Source organism: Methanothrix soehngenii GP6 (genome assembly GCF_000204415.1).
In the GTDB taxonomy this organism is placed as follows: domain Archaea; phylum Halobacteriota; class Methanosarcinia; order Methanotrichales; family Methanotrichaceae; genus Methanothrix; species Methanothrix soehngenii.
Genome location: NC_015416.1, coordinates 2,814,415 through 2,829,207 on the forward strand (window position 1 = coordinate 2,814,415; position 14,793 = coordinate 2,829,207).

Consider the following 14,793-nt stretch of genomic DNA (forward strand, 5'->3'; position numbering starts at 1 on the left):
AAATGAAGTCAATTCTCACAATCTTCGCTGCCAGCGCTTTCCTATTGGGCATTATGGCCGCTGCCAGCGCTGCGGATGTCATCGAATTGAGTACATTAGGCAAAAAACCCCAGGTAGATGCTATCTCTCTGCCCCAGCTCTCTCCCACCATGCCCACGATTGCGCCTGCTGCTCTGGGAAGCGATATAACAAGCAATGTAATGGATCTCAGCACCCTTGGGAAGAAGGCGGTGTCCACGGTGCCCGCAACTGCCTTAATGGGCGCAACGCCTATCACCATCACGCCCATGTTCGCTGTTAGGAATACCAATACAAGCAATGTAGCAGGAAGCACTGTGTTCACTCTCCCCCAGGCAGTCTCATCCGGTAATTCCGTCTACACCCCTCCAATAGCCATATTCGGTGGAGCCTGAAAGATATAATTCTTATTGATATAATCTAACATCAAATAAAATTCAAAGGCTGAAGAAAGTCTAAGGAATGCGATTGAGATGACTGTAGAGCTGAAGGTGGACGGCAAAGAGATTCCATTGAGCGAGTTCCCTCAAGAGATCATAGGCAATACAGCAGCTGCCATGGCCCAGTCTCTGCGAGGAGTAGATGAGAACTGGAAGGTAATCGAGATCCGTATATCGCAGGATTGACCTGCAAAGATCATCTCTCAATCCTTTTTACTTTTTCTGAATACAGATGTAAGATCGATAAAATAAGTTCCTTCCTTGACTGCCATGATAAGCTCCTCCCTCTCGAATAGGGATGGCAGATTCAACTCATAGGTTCCTGGCGCTGTTATCTTTATGCTCTCTAGCTTTTCACCCTCCAGTTTTTCCCCGTCGCCAAACTCCCTTATCGATGGCTCATCCCTATCTATGGCCAGGGGCTTCTCTCTTTTTTTGGGAGGCATCCTTACCCCCATCGCCCTGGATATTATCCGATCCTGAGAGACGGAAGATATGTCCCCGCCCTGCGGCATCTTGCGCACGAACATGAACTTCTTCCAGCCGCAGGATGGGCAGCCTTTGAGGATATCCTCACCCGATTCGAATACGCTATTGCATCGGGTGCAGATGTGAGGCATTCAATCCCCCACAGAGACCTTTGTTCTGATCTGAAACTCATCCTTCTCAATGGTATGGATCTGATTTGCCGGGCCGATAACTGTCATCCTCCCCTTGAGGCCCTTTCCAAAGATCCGATCTAAAAACGATCCTCCCTTCTTGGATGGGTAGCTCTCTATCTCTATTCCTGAAAACTCATCCACCCTGATCTCAGTCATGGTCATCTCGATGAGTCGCACCTCCTCATCTGGAGTCAGGCCGCTCTCAAGGACCACGATCTTTCCCGTTTTGACCTTGTCCAGGATGAGCCTGATCTTCTCCATAGATGTCATATTCTCCAGTTTCTCCTCGGAGATTAGGTCCATATGCACTTCTCTCATCAAGATCACCCAAAGTGAGTCGCGATTGCCTGATAAAGGTCATCTATATTCGATCCCTCTAAAGCAGAGATTGGGACGATGGAATGCTGGGGAAAGGCAGCGCTGATTCTGGAGGGGGAAGCATTGGGCAGGTCCATCTTATTGGCCACAATAAGAAGAGGCAACTTTCTCGCTTCCATATTGCCTATCACTGTCACATTGACCTGGGTGTAGGGGTCTTCGGTCGAGTCCATAACCAACAATACACCATCCAGGTCGTCTAACCATTTGATGGCCTCTATAACCCCTTCCGTGGCCTCCTTGGCTCTTTTCTTGGATTCAGTCTCTGAGAGCCCAAAGGCCATAAACTCCTTAAAATCGATCTTTGTCGCCATCCCCGGCGTATCAACTATATCCAGCTCGATGCTAGATCCATTGGCATTGATGACAAGCCCTTCTCTCCTCATCGCCCTGCGGGTCTCGTGAGGAATCGGAGAGACCGTTCCAATAGCATCTCCTGTGCTCCAATCCTTTAGTATTCGATTGGCCAGAGTGGTCTTTCCGGCATTAGGCGGGCCATACAATCCGATCCTGGCCCTCTTCTTCTTGAAGATCTTTCTTATCCAGCCTCCAAGGTTCTCCCTGAAGCTGCTCATGAAACCCATATACTACCTCAGATCAGACTAGGACATATCTGTACTAATAATTTTCCATGTCTTATCTATATTTTTTGTCTGATGGAGAGATAGCATGGATGCCCTGGGCCGGACAGCAGGATACAAAGCCATCGAACTGGCCGCTGCTGCGCAACCTCTTCCAGGCGTCCTTAAGCGATACCTCGCGTATATCGTCATAGCTATCCTGCATGTATGGACAGGCCCTGACCCTGCCGTCAACTGCCACATGCATCCATCTCCTTCCCGCCATGCACCCCAGCATCTGGCCTTCGAAATAGGTATTTGCAAAAAGACGGGGACCACCTGGTGTGGAATTGATCTTGCGGTAGATGTTTATGATCTTCTCCCTCTCGATCTGGGTGAGAGCCTGCTCAGGGCTTTTTGGCATGCCCTCCCAAACGGAGAGCTCCTGGACCCCCAGCTCTGTGGCCAGCTCATAAAGCTCCATTATCCTGTCCACCTGGCCGGAGAGAATGTGGCAGGACATGGTTACCAACAGGCCGGTATCAAGAGCAATGCGAATCGCCTCCAGTGCTTTGGCATGAGCGCCTGCAACGCCCCTCACTCGATCGTGCTCCTCAGGATTGATGCTGTAGACCCCGATTATCAGATTATAGAGCCCTGCCTCTCGGAGTTTGACTGCCTTTTCCACTGTCATCTCCAGGCCTGGGGTGAACAGATTAACCACTGCCTTCTCCGGGTCCACATGCCTTATCAACTCAAAGATGTCCTCTCTGAGGAGAGGATCTCCCTCGGTAAAGGTTATGATACATGTTCCCATATCCAGGGCCTGGTCGATGACCCTCTTGATCTCTTCCGAGCTCAGTTCACCCTCGCCCTCTTTTATCAGACAGTGGTCGCATTTGGCGCCGCAGCTCCTGGTGACCTCAATGGAGACGGTCTGGGGTACAGGTCTTCCTATTGCGGTCTTGGCCTCATTTACCAGCAGCCTCTTGAATGGGCCGCTGGGAATGGGTGGAAGCCAGGTGCTGGCAACCAGATCCTTCAGCCTGACCTGGGCAGGCTTCTCCTCTTCTAGCCTCTGGTTTACCATATTCAAAACCGGCTGGATCATTCGCGCCAGGGCGCCCTGGGCTTGCAGGGCCCGAGCGTCCCTATCAAAGTCCACACAAAGAGCGGGCGTCTTGATAAGCTGGGTCATTGGAACCCCTTTTCTCAGTGCAGTTATAGAGTTATCGCCCAGAGGAAGGGCCTGGATGAAGCTATTTAGAGAGCCGGCTGGAATTATAAGAGATAAGATTAAATCGATCCATCCTCCTATACCAAAATGGTGTTGACAAAGTGTCTGAAGTTGTACTGGCCTATTCCGGTGGCCTGGATACATCGGTTTGCATTCCTCTCCTCCGGGAGCGCTACGGATTTGATAAAATAGTTACCGTTCTGGTGGACGTCGGCCAACCAAGGTCGGATATAGAACGAGGGAACCTGAGGGCAAAGCAGCTGGCAGATGAGCATTATACTATAGATGCCAGGGAGGAGTTCGTGGAGAAATGCCTCTTCCCCCTGATCAAGGCCAACGGCTCATATGAGGGATACGTTCTAGGAACGGCCATTGCTCGTCCCCTCATCGCCAGCAAATCGGCGGAGATTGCTGATAAGCTGGGGATAAAGAACCTGGCCCACGGATGCACCGGCCGCGGCAACGATCAGCTCCGCTTCGAGGCCATATTCAGGGCCACGGATTGTCGGGTGATAGCTCCCATGAGAGAGCTGGACCTGGCTCGCGAGTGGGAGATAGACTATGCGCGCGAGCACGGCATCGATGTGCCTGTGACCAAAGATAAGCCCTGGTCTATCGATGAGAACATCTGGTCTCGGTCGATTGAAGGGGGAAAGCTCGAGGATCCCTACTTCGAGCCGCCGGAGGAGATCTATGGCTGGACGAAGACCCCTAGCTCTGACCGGTCCGCCCAGATAGTTGAGATCGGATTCAAAGAGGGCGTGCCCGTCTCATTGGATGGAAAGCAGATGAACGGCATGGAGCTGATCGAGAAGCTCAATCAGATCGGCGGCGAGCACGGCGTGGGCAGGACGGACATGATCGAGGACCGGGTTATGGGGCTGAAGGCGCGAGAGAATTATGAGCATCCTGCGGCCACCATCCTCCTGACGGCCCATAAGGATCTGGAGCGCCTGGTATTATCTCGCAATGAGCTCCGCTTCAAGGTCATGGTGGACGAATTCTGGTCTGAGCTGGCTTATATGGGCCTGGTGGAGGATCCCCTCTATGCCGACCTGAATGCCTTCGTTGACCAGTCCCAAAAGAGGGTGAACGGCTCGGTAAAGATAAAGCTCTTCTGCGGCAGCGCCATTTCAGTAGGCCGCCAGTCTCCGGATGCCCTTTATTCCCAGGATATGGTCTCCTTCGATTCCCAAACTTTAAGCCAAAAGGATGCAGAGGGCTTTGCCAAGTATCATGGCTTCCAAGCCAGGCTATTGAAGAGGAAGGGAAGGTAAAGGAGAGCATTTATTTGATATCGCCTCCATACAATACCGATATGTCCAAACTGGTGATATCTGAAGAGGCCAGATATGAGGATCTGGCAGATCTCGCAATAGCCCTCAATGAGATCGTTCGGCTTCCTGTAACCATGAGAGGATTGAAATATCCAGGCGTTCGGGTGGAGAACGGCAAGGTCGTGGATGGGAACTATACCGGCCCCATCCTGGAAGAGGTCATAAGAACCGGGAAGGCCATTCGAACCATTCCAAAGAGCGGTGCCTTTAAGGGCGTTCCAGTATCAGTTGCACCCATAGTGGTGGAGGGACGGACTGTTGCCGCCATCGGCATAGTGGATGTGATTGGAACGATCGATATCCCAGAAGTCTTCGGGGCCTATGCTGATGTAGTAGCTCAGGTTAGAGGGAAGGCTCCTGAGAAAAAATGAGGATTCGAAAAGCAGAGCCAAAGGATCTGCCACAGATGGTGCAGATCGAATCGCTCTGCTTTCCGGATGATACAGCCTTTCCGCCGGGGATGTTTGCCTACCTGATCCGTTATGCAGTGGCGATAGTCGCCTGTGAGCCTGAGGATCAGATATTGGGATTCATAATCGGATATAACAGCGGGAATGCAGGAGCGGTCTACACTCTGGATGTCCATACCGGCTACCGAAGGAGGGGAATTGGCAAAGAGCTATTGCTGTCCCTGGAGAAGAGGCTCGCTATGATGGGTGCCAGGGCTATTCGCCTGGAGGCCTCCCTGGAGAAGCCAGAGGCTATCGAGCTCTACCGCAAGGCAGGGTACAGGGAAAGGGAGATTGTCCGGAACTACTACGGCCGGGGATGCCATGCTGTGCGGATGTGGAAGATCCTGCAGCCTTTAAGCTCGCTGCCTGGAATTGATAGTGCATGACTTTTATCTCAAATGCCGCTTATTCTTTCTCTGGTGGGCTTAGCCCTAAATCTGAGACTCTATTAGTTTAATGGTAGTGCTTGCTGGCCTGGATTACCGATAAACTGGGTATCAGGATTCAGATCTGCTATTGAATCGTTTATATAGGTTCTTGAAAAGTATAGACATCGGAGAGAGCGAAAATTAGATATAAATGAGATTGAGAGCAAAAGAAGTTCGGGGTGTGAAGTGTGATAAAAGAATATACTAAAGGCAAGCTTTGCCAATATCTAATAACATTCATTCTCTGTGGGCTGCTGATTCCCAGTAGCGTCTCGGCCCAGTGCGGAGACTGTGACGACAGAAATCCCTGTACCAAGGACTTCTGCAATGGAACGAAATGCGAGCATACTCCTCAGAGCTGCTTTGAGGACTCATTCATGGAATATGATGATTCCGGCGAGACTTTCAATGGCAGCATGGGTAGGAATGCAAGTGGCTACAATGCCACCATGGGAGTGCAGTTCCAGGGGACCGGCGAGGTTCAGACTCCTGCTCCCATAATCTGCGAGGACTACAATCTCTGTACCATCGATTATAGCGGCCCTGCAGGCTGCACACATGATCCTGTGAGCTGCGACGATGGCAATCCCCTAACCACCGATTACTGCACAGCAACAGGTTGCATTAACGATCCAGTAAACTGTGATGATGGCAATCCCTGCACAAGCGATTACTCGAGTCTGGCGGGCTGCATGCACGATCCTGTAAGCTGCGACGACTCCAATCCATGCACTACCGATAGTTGTGGGGCAATGGGCTGCGTTAACGATCCGGTGAACTGTGATGATGCCAGTGAGGATGTTCGCTCATACTGCGGTTGCCCCTCTCAGCCGGACAGGTTTGATGCCGGCTTTCTAACGCCTCAGAATGAAACCCTTTCTGCCATTCAGCCGAATTTGGAGAATTATGCAGATGGCAATGCCACCCAAGAGGAGAATTTCACCCAAGAAGGGAATGAGAGTGGTAGCTTAGAGATGGATGTCAACACCAAGGATGAGGGCAATGAAACCGAGATCATCTCCCTGTCCCCAATATGCGACTGCATCAATGACAGCGCTCAGGAATGCTGCAGTAGTGTTGGCTCAAATGGGAATGAAACCTCTGAGAATTCCAGCGCAGCCGATGGGCATCTGATGGTGGCTTCCAACTACACCCAAGCTTCAGACTGCGATGATGGCGATCCATGCACCGATGACCATTTCGTCAATGGCAAGTGCATGCATTATACGAAGACCTGTAACGACAATATACCCTCAAACTTCGATTATTGCTATCAGGGGGATTGCGTTCATTCTCCGATAAACTGCGATGACGGAGACAAATGCACCATCGATTCCTATAACGGGACGGCATGCGTGCATAGCCCAAGGAACTGCGACGATGGCAATCCCTGCACCGAGGACTCCTGCAATAAGCTCGCAGGATGCCAGAATATGGAGATAAATCATGATAACAACTACTGCACAGTGGAATGCGAAAATGGCAATCCGGTCTTCAAGCCGCTGATATGCGATGATGGCAATCCCTGGACCAAGGACTACTGCGATAAGTCCCGCGGTTGTGTTCATGTGCCGATATGCGGTCCATACCGCCATTACTGCAACCCATATAGCCACCATCTGCCTGCAGACTACCACTATCCCTACCTCGATTTCTATTATCCCGTCAACTACTATCCGTACAGGGTTGCACCTATCGTATCAGCACCAAAAGTTGCTGTACCGAGCGCGGCAATATCAAAAGCCGCGGCAACTAGTGCTGCCACTCCTCAGACAAAATCCTATAACATAAGCGCCGGGACGGTAATTACTCTCCCCTGGAATCATACAGTCACTGCCCTTGATGCACTGCAGGTAGAGAATGGTGTCGCCCTCTCAAGCGGATCGGGCATCCGGTTCTCAAGACAGATGGGCATGAGCAAGGTCTACCAGCTTCCGGACAGCCAGAATATCTTCGATCGGGCGGAGATGGTAGGTCTCTCCTGGCCTGCGAACAGCAGCCCATTCACTTTAACTCTAATTCAGCCCAATGGGACCACTCTATCTGTTCAGGATGGCGACGAGAATGCACTGCATCTCACCGGCTCCAACTACAACTACTACTTCCTGAGAAATCCGGCCGAGGGATACTGGACAGTTGTGGTCACGCCCACTCAAACCGCTCCCAATGGGACAGGATTTTCCCTGATCAGCGGGCTGGTGAAGGGAATAGTCCCTCCAAACAAGTCGTGAATAGCAGGCGAATACTATCGAGCGATGAAATAGAAGCTGGGTCATGATCTGGCCCAGTCGGTCTTTTTTCTCTTCCTTAAGGGGCTCTGCGGGCATCAATTCTCCTCTTGGAATCGCCGTATGCATATAGGCCGGCAAAGAGCAATCTTGGACCGGCGAAGAAGACCGCCGATCAGGCCATCCCTGCAATAAGAATACGCATCCTGTAGCCGATACGACTCTCATGTCGGAAGGAGAGGGATCGGTCCACATCTCCGTTTTATAATTATAGTATGCAAGACATGGGCATCAATGATCCGGACTAATCTTTTTATACTTCCAGATCTCTATTAAATCCTGGTTTATAGCAATGGGGGAAATGGAAAATTTTTGAAGAATGTGTTGCGCATGGAAGCGCACGAACGCGGTGATGGTCTTTGAGGTCGATAGTCAAGGGATCTGTGGGCACAATCGTTGGTGAGACCACACCTACTGCATTTAAGTTTCTCATAAGTAAAGAGGTTGGACGGGGCACATACATAAAAGCCAAAGGAGATGGCAGGGAGTGGATCTTAGCCCAGATTGAGGACATAAAAAGGTCTAACACTGCTTATACCGTAAACCAGCTCAATGATGCAGCCAGGAACTACGACTCCAGAGAGATGATGATCGCTGAGTCGAGGGTGATTGGCGTGGAAAGCAATGGCAAGCTGCGCCTCCCCACCAGCCCAGCCCGCCCTGGAGAGTCGGTATTCTTGGCCGATGAGAAGCTGATCAAGGCAACCCTCGGCCTATCTAAAGGCGACATGTACATAGGCATGCTGAAAGGCTACGATATCCGGGTGGAGATGGATGCCAATACCCTGGTGCAAAAGCACTGTAGCGTTCTGGCAAAGACCGGTTCGGGAAAATCCTATACAGCAGCTGTGATACTTGAAGAGCTCCTGGACAGGAAGGTGGCACTGCTGGTGATCGATCCTCATGGGGAGTACGCCTCCATGAAAGAGCCGAACAACGTGGGCGATTTCAGCAAATATAAGGTCAAGCCCCGGGGATATGATATCACTGTCTATACTCCAGGGGAGATGGCCATGAATCCCAGGGCGGACAGGCCATTTCGCTTCAATTCATTGAACCTCTCGGCAAGAGAGGTGGCGAAGATGATTCCCAATGAGAGCAGCAGCAGCGGCCAGCTGGGACTGCTCTATGAGGCCATCAGCGCCTTGAGAGCGGAGACGGATGCCTACACCCTGGAGGATATCATAGAGCAGGTGGTGAGGAGCAACTCCAAGGTGAAGTGGAATCTGGTGGGCCAGCTGGAGTCTCTCCTGGAGCTGGGGCTCTTCTCCGGTACGGCGACGCCATGCGACGAGTTGCTCAGGCCTGGGAGGGCGGCAGTTATCGATATGACTGGGATCATACCTGAGCTTCAGGCCATGATCGTCGCCCGTCTGCTGACCGATATCTTCGAGGCCCGAAAGCGCAGGCTGATCTCTCCTGGAATGGTGGTGGTGGAAGAGGCGCATAACTATATTCCCGAGCGGGGGACAGGAAATGCGGCATCCACCAATATCGTCCGCACCATTGCCGCTGAAGGGCGCAAGTTCGGCCTGGGACTGATGATCATCAGCCAGAGGCCGGCCAGGGTGGACAAGAACGTCATATCTCAGTGCAACACCCAGATCATTATGAGGGTAACCAATCCCAATGACCTCAAGGCGTTAAGCAAGGGCCTGGAGGGCATGACCACTGACCTGGAGGAAGAGATCAAGAGGTTGCCCGCTGGTGTGGCTATGCTGGTGAGCAATGAGATAGAAAGGCCGATCACTGTCAACATTCGACCGAGAAAATCGAGGCACGGCGGGGTCAGCACCGAGATAGTATCCCGGGAGAAGGCGAAAGCCTCCTCCGTCCAGCCAGCAAGAGCTCTGGAGAAGCGATCAAGGCCTCAATCCCCGGAAAGCTCTGGGAACGAGAAGCCAGTTCGAAGCAAGAAGAGCCAGAGCAGCGGCGGGCTGCTGAAAAAGGTCTTCGGCAGGGCTTGAGTCAATCAGTTCAATTGACAGACCTGGCCGGATCTAATCGCTCTCTCCCTCGTACTTGAACGAGAGGCAGACCTTCGCCCTGTACTCGGCGATCTTCCCATTATCCAGCCTGACGTCCAGCTCCTTGACCTCAGCAATGCGAAGGTCTCTGAGGGTCTTGGTTGCCCTGTCGACTACTGTCTTGACGGCATCTTCCCAGCTGGTAGTCGAGGTCCCAACTAGCTCAATTACTTTGTATACGTCTCCGGTCATATCCTTCACTCCTTAAATTTTAATCAATTATTGGTTCTTTTAGTTGATATATTTTCCTGATCTTTTTCGATTAATAGCAGCAAAAGCCTGAAATAATATCCTTCCAACCTCTGGCTAAAAGGAGAGAGGCTATAGTGACCGGTATTTTTGGCAATTCTTCGAAAAGCGCTTCAATTTCAGGCAATTCTCCATTCAAGGAGGCGGTGGGAATTGACGACCTGGCAGTCTATATTCCCCAGCTTTACCTTCCTTTAGAGGGGGAGTTCTCCCGCCGGCGAGAGATCGATCCAGGCAAGCTCACCCGAGGAATCGGAATAGAGAGGATGGCCATTCCCGATGCCCATGAGGACGCAGCCACCATGGCCGCCATGTCACTTCTCGAACTGATGCGCCGCTGCGACCTATTGCCCGAGGATATTGGAAAAATTCATATTGGCACGGAGTCTGCGGTCGACGAGGCCAAAGCGATTGGAACCTATGTCATCGGCATGCTGGAGAAGGTATATGGCCCTGGCTCATTTCAGCACTGCTCCACGGTGGAGTTCAAGTCGGCCTGCATCGGCACAACTCTGGCTCTGGAGAGCATCAGCTACTGGGTGGCTGCCGATGAGGGCGAAAGGGTCGGGGTGGTCATAGCCTCTGATGTGGCCAAATACCCACTGGGCTCCTCTGGAGAATACACTCAGGGGGCAGGAAGCGTCTCATTGCTGGTCAAGAAAAATCCGAGGATTGCCGCTTTAGAGCAGATCTATGGCTGCTTTACTCGGGATGAAAACGACTTCTTCCGCCCGACAGGCTGCACAATGGCCACGGTCAATGGCAAGCATAGCAACCAGTGTTACCTCGATGCCATGCAGGGAGCATTTGCATCATTTGCTGCCAAAGCTGCTCGCAAGGGCATAATCAGTCCAAAGAATGGGGAGTGCACCACCGACTGGATCGACCACCTTCTCTTCCATATCCCTTATCCCAGAATGATCGAGTATGCATCTGCCGCTATATTCCGGCAAGACTGGAAGAACAGCAGCCGGTGGAGTGATGTTGAGGCGGAGATCGGACCGGAGCCCGAGGCTGGAAATTATGATGATCTCGAGAGGTATCGGCTCGACCTGGCCCGCTATGCCCGGAGCTTTGCTCGGTCCAGGCAGTTTCTGGAGGCTTATAATGCCAGGGTTATAGATTCGGCAGCTCTCTCTCGTTCCATTGGGAATATCTATACCGGTTCGATCTATCTGGGCCTGGCCAGCCTCCTGGAGTTGCAGAAGCTTCGAGCGCATGAGAGGCTTTGCTTTGGGGCTTACGGAAGCGGATGTTCAGCCCTGGTCTTCTCGGCGCGGGTCAGCTCGGAGTTCTCTTCTGTACCGTCAAGGGACCTGTTTGAGAGGCTGGAGAAGAGAAGGGAAATATCCCTGGAGGAGTATGAATTGCTGCATGAGGGAGTGAGAAAGGAGAGCCTGATCCAGCCTTCAGGGGAGTTCGCTCTGGCCCAGATCGACCACCAGGGATACCGGCATTACGAGTATATGAGTTGAGGCTGAAATCGTAGGCTGCAGTCGGAGAACTGCACTTTTTTTTTAATGGGATCAGCTGATTCAAATTCCCGTGATGCTCGGGATCTTCCTTCTTCTGAAAAATCAGATCTTTATTAACTCAATGCTTCCATCATCTTTCCCTTGAATATGTGAGAATGCAACCGAAAGCTATAATATATACTAATAATATTTGCAAAATTAATACTAATTAACACTAAATGTCTAATGTGATGGCATGAGAAGACATTGGAGAAGCATACTGTGCATACTGATATCCCTAGTTGCATCCTTCAGTGCGACCTCGGGCGATCGGGATGATGAGAGACCCGCATTAGGAGTCTTTGGTAACGCCAACCTGGATGACAGGATAGATGAAAAAGACATTGCATACACTCAGGAGGTCATCGCTGGTAGAATGACGTCTAACAACCTAACCGATGCCAATTATGATGGCAAGATCGATGAAGATGACATAACTCAGATCGAGAAGATAATAAGAGGGGAAGAGGAGGAGCTTACAGTCGTCTCGGAGAGCAACTGGGATGAATATAATGCAGTGACGATTAAAAAACCGGTTAAAACCGTCTTGACCCGGTTTTTTGACTCTGCTGAAGTTCTTCGCATATTTGATTCAACCGATATGATACTTGCCGTGGGATGCAAAAATTTTCAGGAGAATTCACTTTTCTTTCCTGAGCTGAGCCGTCTGCCCTACGTCGCAGATACACGCACCAGTGAGCTTGATAACGAGTATATCCTAAGCATGAATCCCGACATCTTTCTGGGATGGTACAAAGAGGATCGCGAGAAGCTACCGGGAATCAATCTGATCCATTCAAAGCTCTGGGGCCTCAACTCCTCCCGTGATATCAGAAAGCTCGGTTATATCTTGGACAAGGAGAATGAGGCAGAGGAATATATAAAATGGCATGATAATTGCATAAACAAGATCAAGGAGGAGGTCGATGAGATACCCCTTGATGATAGACCTCGCGTCCTCGTTGCCCTTCCCAAGCCCGGCGGCGTATTTGGCGTATACAGAGGAGAGGGAGGCACAACCGGAATGGATGATCTGATGACACTGATACCCGTAAACTCCATCGGTCAGCTGTTGCCGACGAAAGATTATGAGGAGGTAGATACGGAATGGGTGATAGAGCAGAATCCCGATATCATCATCATTGCATCCAATCTGATAGAGGCGAAAGGGGGAGGCTCATTTGCCGGTTATGATCTGGACGATCCATCTCAGATGGCAAGAGAGAGGGAGGACTTTTTAAGCCGACCAGAGTTGGCAGAGGTCAATGCGGTTAAGAACGGCCGGGTCTATATGATGGAGTACAAGCTATTCTCCTACAGCCAGTCTATGATAGTAGGGGCGGCATATCTAGCAAAGTGGATCTATCCCGATCTGGACTTGAATCCAGAAAAGATTCATCAGGAGTACCTCAGCAGGTTCCAGCATCTGGATTATGACCTAAATGAGCATGGAGTATTTGCTTATCCGCCTATTGAGATCGAAGGCGGCTTGGCTGGGATACCAGATAGATTTGCGGGCCAGATTTGAGACCTCAGAGAATGCGCTGGTGTTCCCTGAAATCTCATAATTTTTTGCAGTACTCCTGCGCCTAGTAGAGGGACCTCGATCGTTGTGCTTGGCAAATCCTTGAAATCGCTTCATTTCGGTCAACGGCGCATTAAATAAAGTGTGATGTATCTTATTCACACGTTCTATTATGTAAAAATGGTTTATAGATATTGTTTTTCGGCAAAAGTACTTAATCTTATACGTAGCAGTTGTTCTCCATGGAAGCACTGTCATCCATCATGGAAAAGCTGGCCCGCCCCCAGAAATATCTCGTCGGCAGCAATTCCCGCCAAGCAGACCATGCGGCTCTGGAGCTGGAGACGGCAAAGGAGATCCTGGCTGAGGTCTTCAGGATCAGGACGTCGGAGGTGGATGAGATGATTCTGGGCCGTTTAGAAGAGGCTCTAATCATCCCTGATCGCTCGAAGGGAGATGGTCTTTGGCCGCGGGAGTTCCGGCTGGATGGCTGAGCGCTCTTTTTGCAGATTTATGTCACTCTTCAGTCCTTTTCCAGCTCCCTCTCCTTTTTCCGGATCACTTCTTCCATCCTGCAGCTGTGCAGCTCAGTCACTCCGTGAGCCTCCAGGGCCTGCACCTCCTCTTCCTGGAAGGACTGCAGCCTTTCCATGAGCAGATCGAAGTTCACTTTGTGGCCGTCGAACTCCGGGCCCTCCACACAGGCCAGCCTCATCTGGCCGTCAACCTCCACCCGGCAGCTGCCGCACATTCCCGTGCCGTCGATCATGATGGGGTTCAGGCTAACTATGGTCTTGATCCCGAGGGGCTTGGTGATCTCGCTAACCCTCTTCATCATGGGCACCGGTCCGATAGCCACCACCACATCCGGAGTCTCCCTATCCAGCACCTCCATCAATAGGTCAGTGACCAGAGCATTACGTTCAATGGTGCCGGTATCTGTGCAGACCAGCAGCTCATCGGAGACTGTTTCCATCTCTCGTCTCAGGATGATCAGCTCCTCATTTCTTGCTCCGATGATGCTAATCACCCTGCTTCCTCTGCTTTTGAGCTTCCTGGCAATAGGATAGAGAACGGCAACGCCCGTGCCCCCGCCAACGCATATCGCCGTCCCCACCGCCTCCATCTCAGTAGGTCGGCCCAGGGGTCCAACCACATTCTGATAGGAGTCTCCCACCTGAAGGGTCTTGAAAAGGGCTGTGGACCAGCCCACAACGGAGAATATGATGGTAATGGTCCCAATCTCCGGATTGGCATCCGAGATCGTCATCGGCACCCTCTCCCCTAATTCATTTGCCCTGAGCATCACAAACTGCCCGGGCTGGGCGGTGCGGGCGATCTTTGGCGCCTCAATCTCATTGAGCACCATCCTCCCCCCTGCCATCTCCTCTCGCCGAACTATCCTGTTCATCCCGCCTCCTGGCGATTTGCCAGTCTAATGCCATTCTGTTTTTGCAGATAAATGAAATTGATTCGATTATTGAGAAGTAGTGTATCTCGTTATGAGATATAACAATTGGCTTATCATTCCAGACAGAAGTAAGTAGCGTGAGGATCTTACAGTGAAATTTGCAGGATATTATTGTTTGCGGGAAATATTTGCGCCCCTAAATCTTCAAAGCCTTGAGCATAAATGATGAAGAGGAAAGAAAGAGAGATGGGCCACCGAGGGCTTAAA

Annotated in this window: 16 protein-coding genes; 10 read left to right on the top strand and 6 right to left on the bottom strand. The window is 51.2% G+C overall.

Features of this window, described 5'->3' with window-relative positions; all coding sequences use genetic code 11:
- Positions 1-2: 2 nt before the first annotated feature.
- Both MCON_RS14130 and MCON_RS16505 read left to right on the top strand, forming a co-directional pair.
- Positions 3-413, top strand: coding sequence for a hypothetical protein (locus MCON_RS14130; protein ID WP_013720612.1), 411 nt, complete (start codon positions 3-5; stop codon positions 411-413).
- A gap of 78 nt (positions 414-491) precedes the next feature.
- Entirely contained in the window at positions 492-644 is a 153-nt protein-coding gene (locus MCON_RS16505) for a hypothetical protein (protein ID WP_013720613.1), read from the top strand.
- A 17-nt stretch (positions 645-661) separates the two neighbouring features.
- On the opposite strand, the gene MCON_RS14135 is transcribed toward MCON_RS16505, so the two are convergent.
- Genes MCON_RS14135 through MCON_RS14150 form a run of 4 tightly spaced genes read right to left on the bottom strand, consistent with a single transcriptional unit; the run spans position 662 to position 3,256 of the window.
- Positions 662-1,078, bottom strand: coding sequence for a Zn-ribbon domain-containing protein (locus tag MCON_RS14135; RefSeq protein ID WP_013720614.1), 417 nt, complete (start codon positions 1,076-1,078; stop codon positions 662-664).
- Positions 1,079-1,423 (bottom strand): DUF2073 domain-containing protein, encoded by a 345-nt coding sequence (locus MCON_RS14140; RefSeq protein ID WP_013720615.1) that lies wholly within the window; start codon positions 1,421-1,423, stop codon positions 1,079-1,081.
- A 20-nt stretch (positions 1,424-1,443) separates the two neighbouring features.
- Positions 1,444-2,082 carry an Era-like GTP-binding protein gene (locus MCON_RS14145; protein ID WP_013720616.1) on the bottom strand — a complete coding sequence of 213 codons (639 nt, stop codon included), beginning with the start codon at positions 2,080-2,082 and terminating at the stop codon, positions 1,444-1,446.
- A 52-nt stretch (positions 2,083-2,134) separates the two neighbouring features.
- A complete protein-coding gene (locus MCON_RS14150) occupies positions 2,135-3,256 on the bottom strand; it encodes a radical SAM/SPASM domain-containing protein (RefSeq protein ID WP_013720617.1) in 1,122 nt (373 codons plus the stop codon).
- A gap of 140 nt (positions 3,257-3,396) precedes the next feature.
- Between MCON_RS14150 and MCON_RS14155 the strand changes: the two genes are divergently transcribed.
- The 5 genes from MCON_RS14155 (at position 3,397) to MCON_RS14175 (ending at position 9,767) form a co-directional block, all read left to right on the top strand.
- Positions 3,397-4,572 carry an argininosuccinate synthase gene (locus MCON_RS14155; RefSeq protein ID WP_013720618.1) on the top strand — a complete coding sequence of 392 codons (1,176 nt, stop codon included), beginning with the start codon at positions 3,397-3,399 and terminating at the stop codon, positions 4,570-4,572.
- 41 nt (positions 4,573-4,613) lie between these two features.
- Positions 4,614-5,003 carry a DUF2111 domain-containing protein gene (locus MCON_RS14160; protein WP_048132620.1) on the top strand — a complete coding sequence of 130 codons (390 nt, stop codon included), beginning with the start codon at positions 4,614-4,616 and terminating at the stop codon, positions 5,001-5,003.
- Positions 5,000-5,470 (top strand): GNAT family N-acetyltransferase, encoded by a 471-nt coding sequence (locus MCON_RS14165; protein ID WP_013720620.1) that lies wholly within the window; start codon positions 5,000-5,002, stop codon positions 5,468-5,470. The genes MCON_RS14160 and MCON_RS14165 overlap by 4 nt, the downstream gene beginning before the upstream one ends.
- Positions 5,471-5,889: 419 nt before the next feature.
- Positions 5,890-7,743 (top strand): hypothetical protein, encoded by a 1,854-nt coding sequence (locus tag MCON_RS14170; protein WP_157863844.1) that lies wholly within the window; start codon positions 5,890-5,892, stop codon positions 7,741-7,743.
- A gap of 416 nt (positions 7,744-8,159) precedes the next feature.
- Entirely contained in the window at positions 8,160-9,767 is a 1,608-nt protein-coding gene (locus MCON_RS14175) for a helicase HerA domain-containing protein (protein WP_013720622.1), read from the top strand.
- A gap of 33 nt (positions 9,768-9,800) precedes the next feature.
- Here MCON_RS14175 and MCON_RS14180 read toward each other — a convergent pair whose 3' ends face one another.
- Positions 9,801-10,019: a dodecin family protein gene (locus MCON_RS14180; protein ID WP_048132622.1), complete on the bottom strand. Its 219-nt coding sequence runs from the start codon at positions 10,017-10,019 to the stop codon at positions 9,801-9,803.
- Between the two features lie 134 nt (positions 10,020-10,153).
- Between MCON_RS14180 and MCON_RS14185 the strand changes: the two genes are divergently transcribed.
- From MCON_RS14185 to MCON_RS14195, 3 genes are all read left to right on the top strand, one after another.
- The gene (locus MCON_RS14185; RefSeq protein ID WP_013720624.1) at positions 10,154-11,551 is read left to right on the top strand and encodes a hydroxymethylglutaryl-CoA synthase family protein; all 1,398 of its coding nucleotides are present in this window, start codon (positions 10,154-10,156) and stop codon (positions 11,549-11,551) included.
- A 235-nt stretch (positions 11,552-11,786) separates the two neighbouring features.
- Positions 11,787-13,118 carry an ABC transporter substrate-binding protein gene (locus tag MCON_RS14190; RefSeq protein ID WP_013720625.1) on the top strand — a complete coding sequence of 444 codons (1,332 nt, stop codon included), beginning with the start codon at positions 11,787-11,789 and terminating at the stop codon, positions 13,116-13,118.
- A gap of 239 nt (positions 13,119-13,357) precedes the next feature.
- A complete protein-coding gene (locus MCON_RS14195; protein ID WP_013720626.1) occupies positions 13,358-13,609 on the top strand; it encodes a hypothetical protein in 252 nt (83 codons plus the stop codon).
- A 29-nt stretch (positions 13,610-13,638) separates the two neighbouring features.
- Here MCON_RS14195 and MCON_RS14200 read toward each other — a convergent pair whose 3' ends face one another.
- A complete protein-coding gene (locus tag MCON_RS14200) occupies positions 13,639-14,526 on the bottom strand; it encodes a sulfide/dihydroorotate dehydrogenase-like FAD/NAD-binding protein (RefSeq protein ID WP_013720627.1) in 888 nt (295 codons plus the stop codon).
- Between the last annotated feature and the right edge of the window lie 267 nt (positions 14,527-14,793).

What these genes read in the sequence shown, in the direction of transcription:
- MCON_RS14150 (WP_013720617.1), bottom strand. Translation starts at nt 3,256, where the DNA reads ATGACCCAGCTTATCAAGACGCCCGCTCTTTGTGTGGACTTTGATAGG.
- MCON_RS14200 (WP_013720627.1), bottom strand. Translation starts at nt 14,526, where the DNA reads ATGAACAGGATAGTTCGGCGAGAGGAGATGGCAGGGGGGAGGATGGTG.
- MCON_RS14140 (WP_013720615.1), bottom strand. Translation starts at nt 1,423, where the DNA reads ATGGACCTAATCTCCGAGGAGAAACTGGAGAATATGACATCTATGGAG.
- MCON_RS14170 (WP_157863844.1), top strand. Translation starts at nt 5,890, where the DNA reads ATGGAATATGATGATTCCGGCGAGACTTTCAATGGCAGCATGGGTAGG.
- MCON_RS14195 (WP_013720626.1), top strand. Translation starts at nt 13,358, where the DNA reads ATGGAAGCACTGTCATCCATCATGGAAAAGCTGGCCCGCCCCCAGAAA.
- MCON_RS14180 (WP_048132622.1), bottom strand. Translation starts at nt 10,019, where the DNA reads ATGACCGGAGACGTATACAAAGTAATTGAGCTAGTTGGGACCTCGACT.
- MCON_RS14160 (WP_048132620.1), top strand. Translation starts at nt 4,614, where the DNA reads ATGTCCAAACTGGTGATATCTGAAGAGGCCAGATATGAGGATCTGGCA.
- MCON_RS16505 (WP_013720613.1), top strand. Translation starts at nt 492, where the DNA reads ATGACTGTAGAGCTGAAGGTGGACGGCAAAGAGATTCCATTGAGCGAG.
- MCON_RS14135 (WP_013720614.1), bottom strand. Translation starts at nt 1,078, where the DNA reads ATGCCTCACATCTGCACCCGATGCAATAGCGTATTCGAATCGGGTGAG.
- MCON_RS14145 (WP_013720616.1), bottom strand. Translation starts at nt 2,082, where the DNA reads ATGGGTTTCATGAGCAGCTTCAGGGAGAACCTTGGAGGCTGGATAAGA.
- MCON_RS14130 (WP_013720612.1), top strand. Translation starts at nt 3, where the DNA reads ATGAAGTCAATTCTCACAATCTTCGCTGCCAGCGCTTTCCTATTGGGC.
- MCON_RS14190 (WP_013720625.1), top strand. Translation starts at nt 11,787, where the DNA reads ATGAGAAGACATTGGAGAAGCATACTGTGCATACTGATATCCCTAGTT.
- MCON_RS14165 (WP_013720620.1), top strand. Translation starts at nt 5,000, where the DNA reads ATGAGGATTCGAAAAGCAGAGCCAAAGGATCTGCCACAGATGGTGCAG.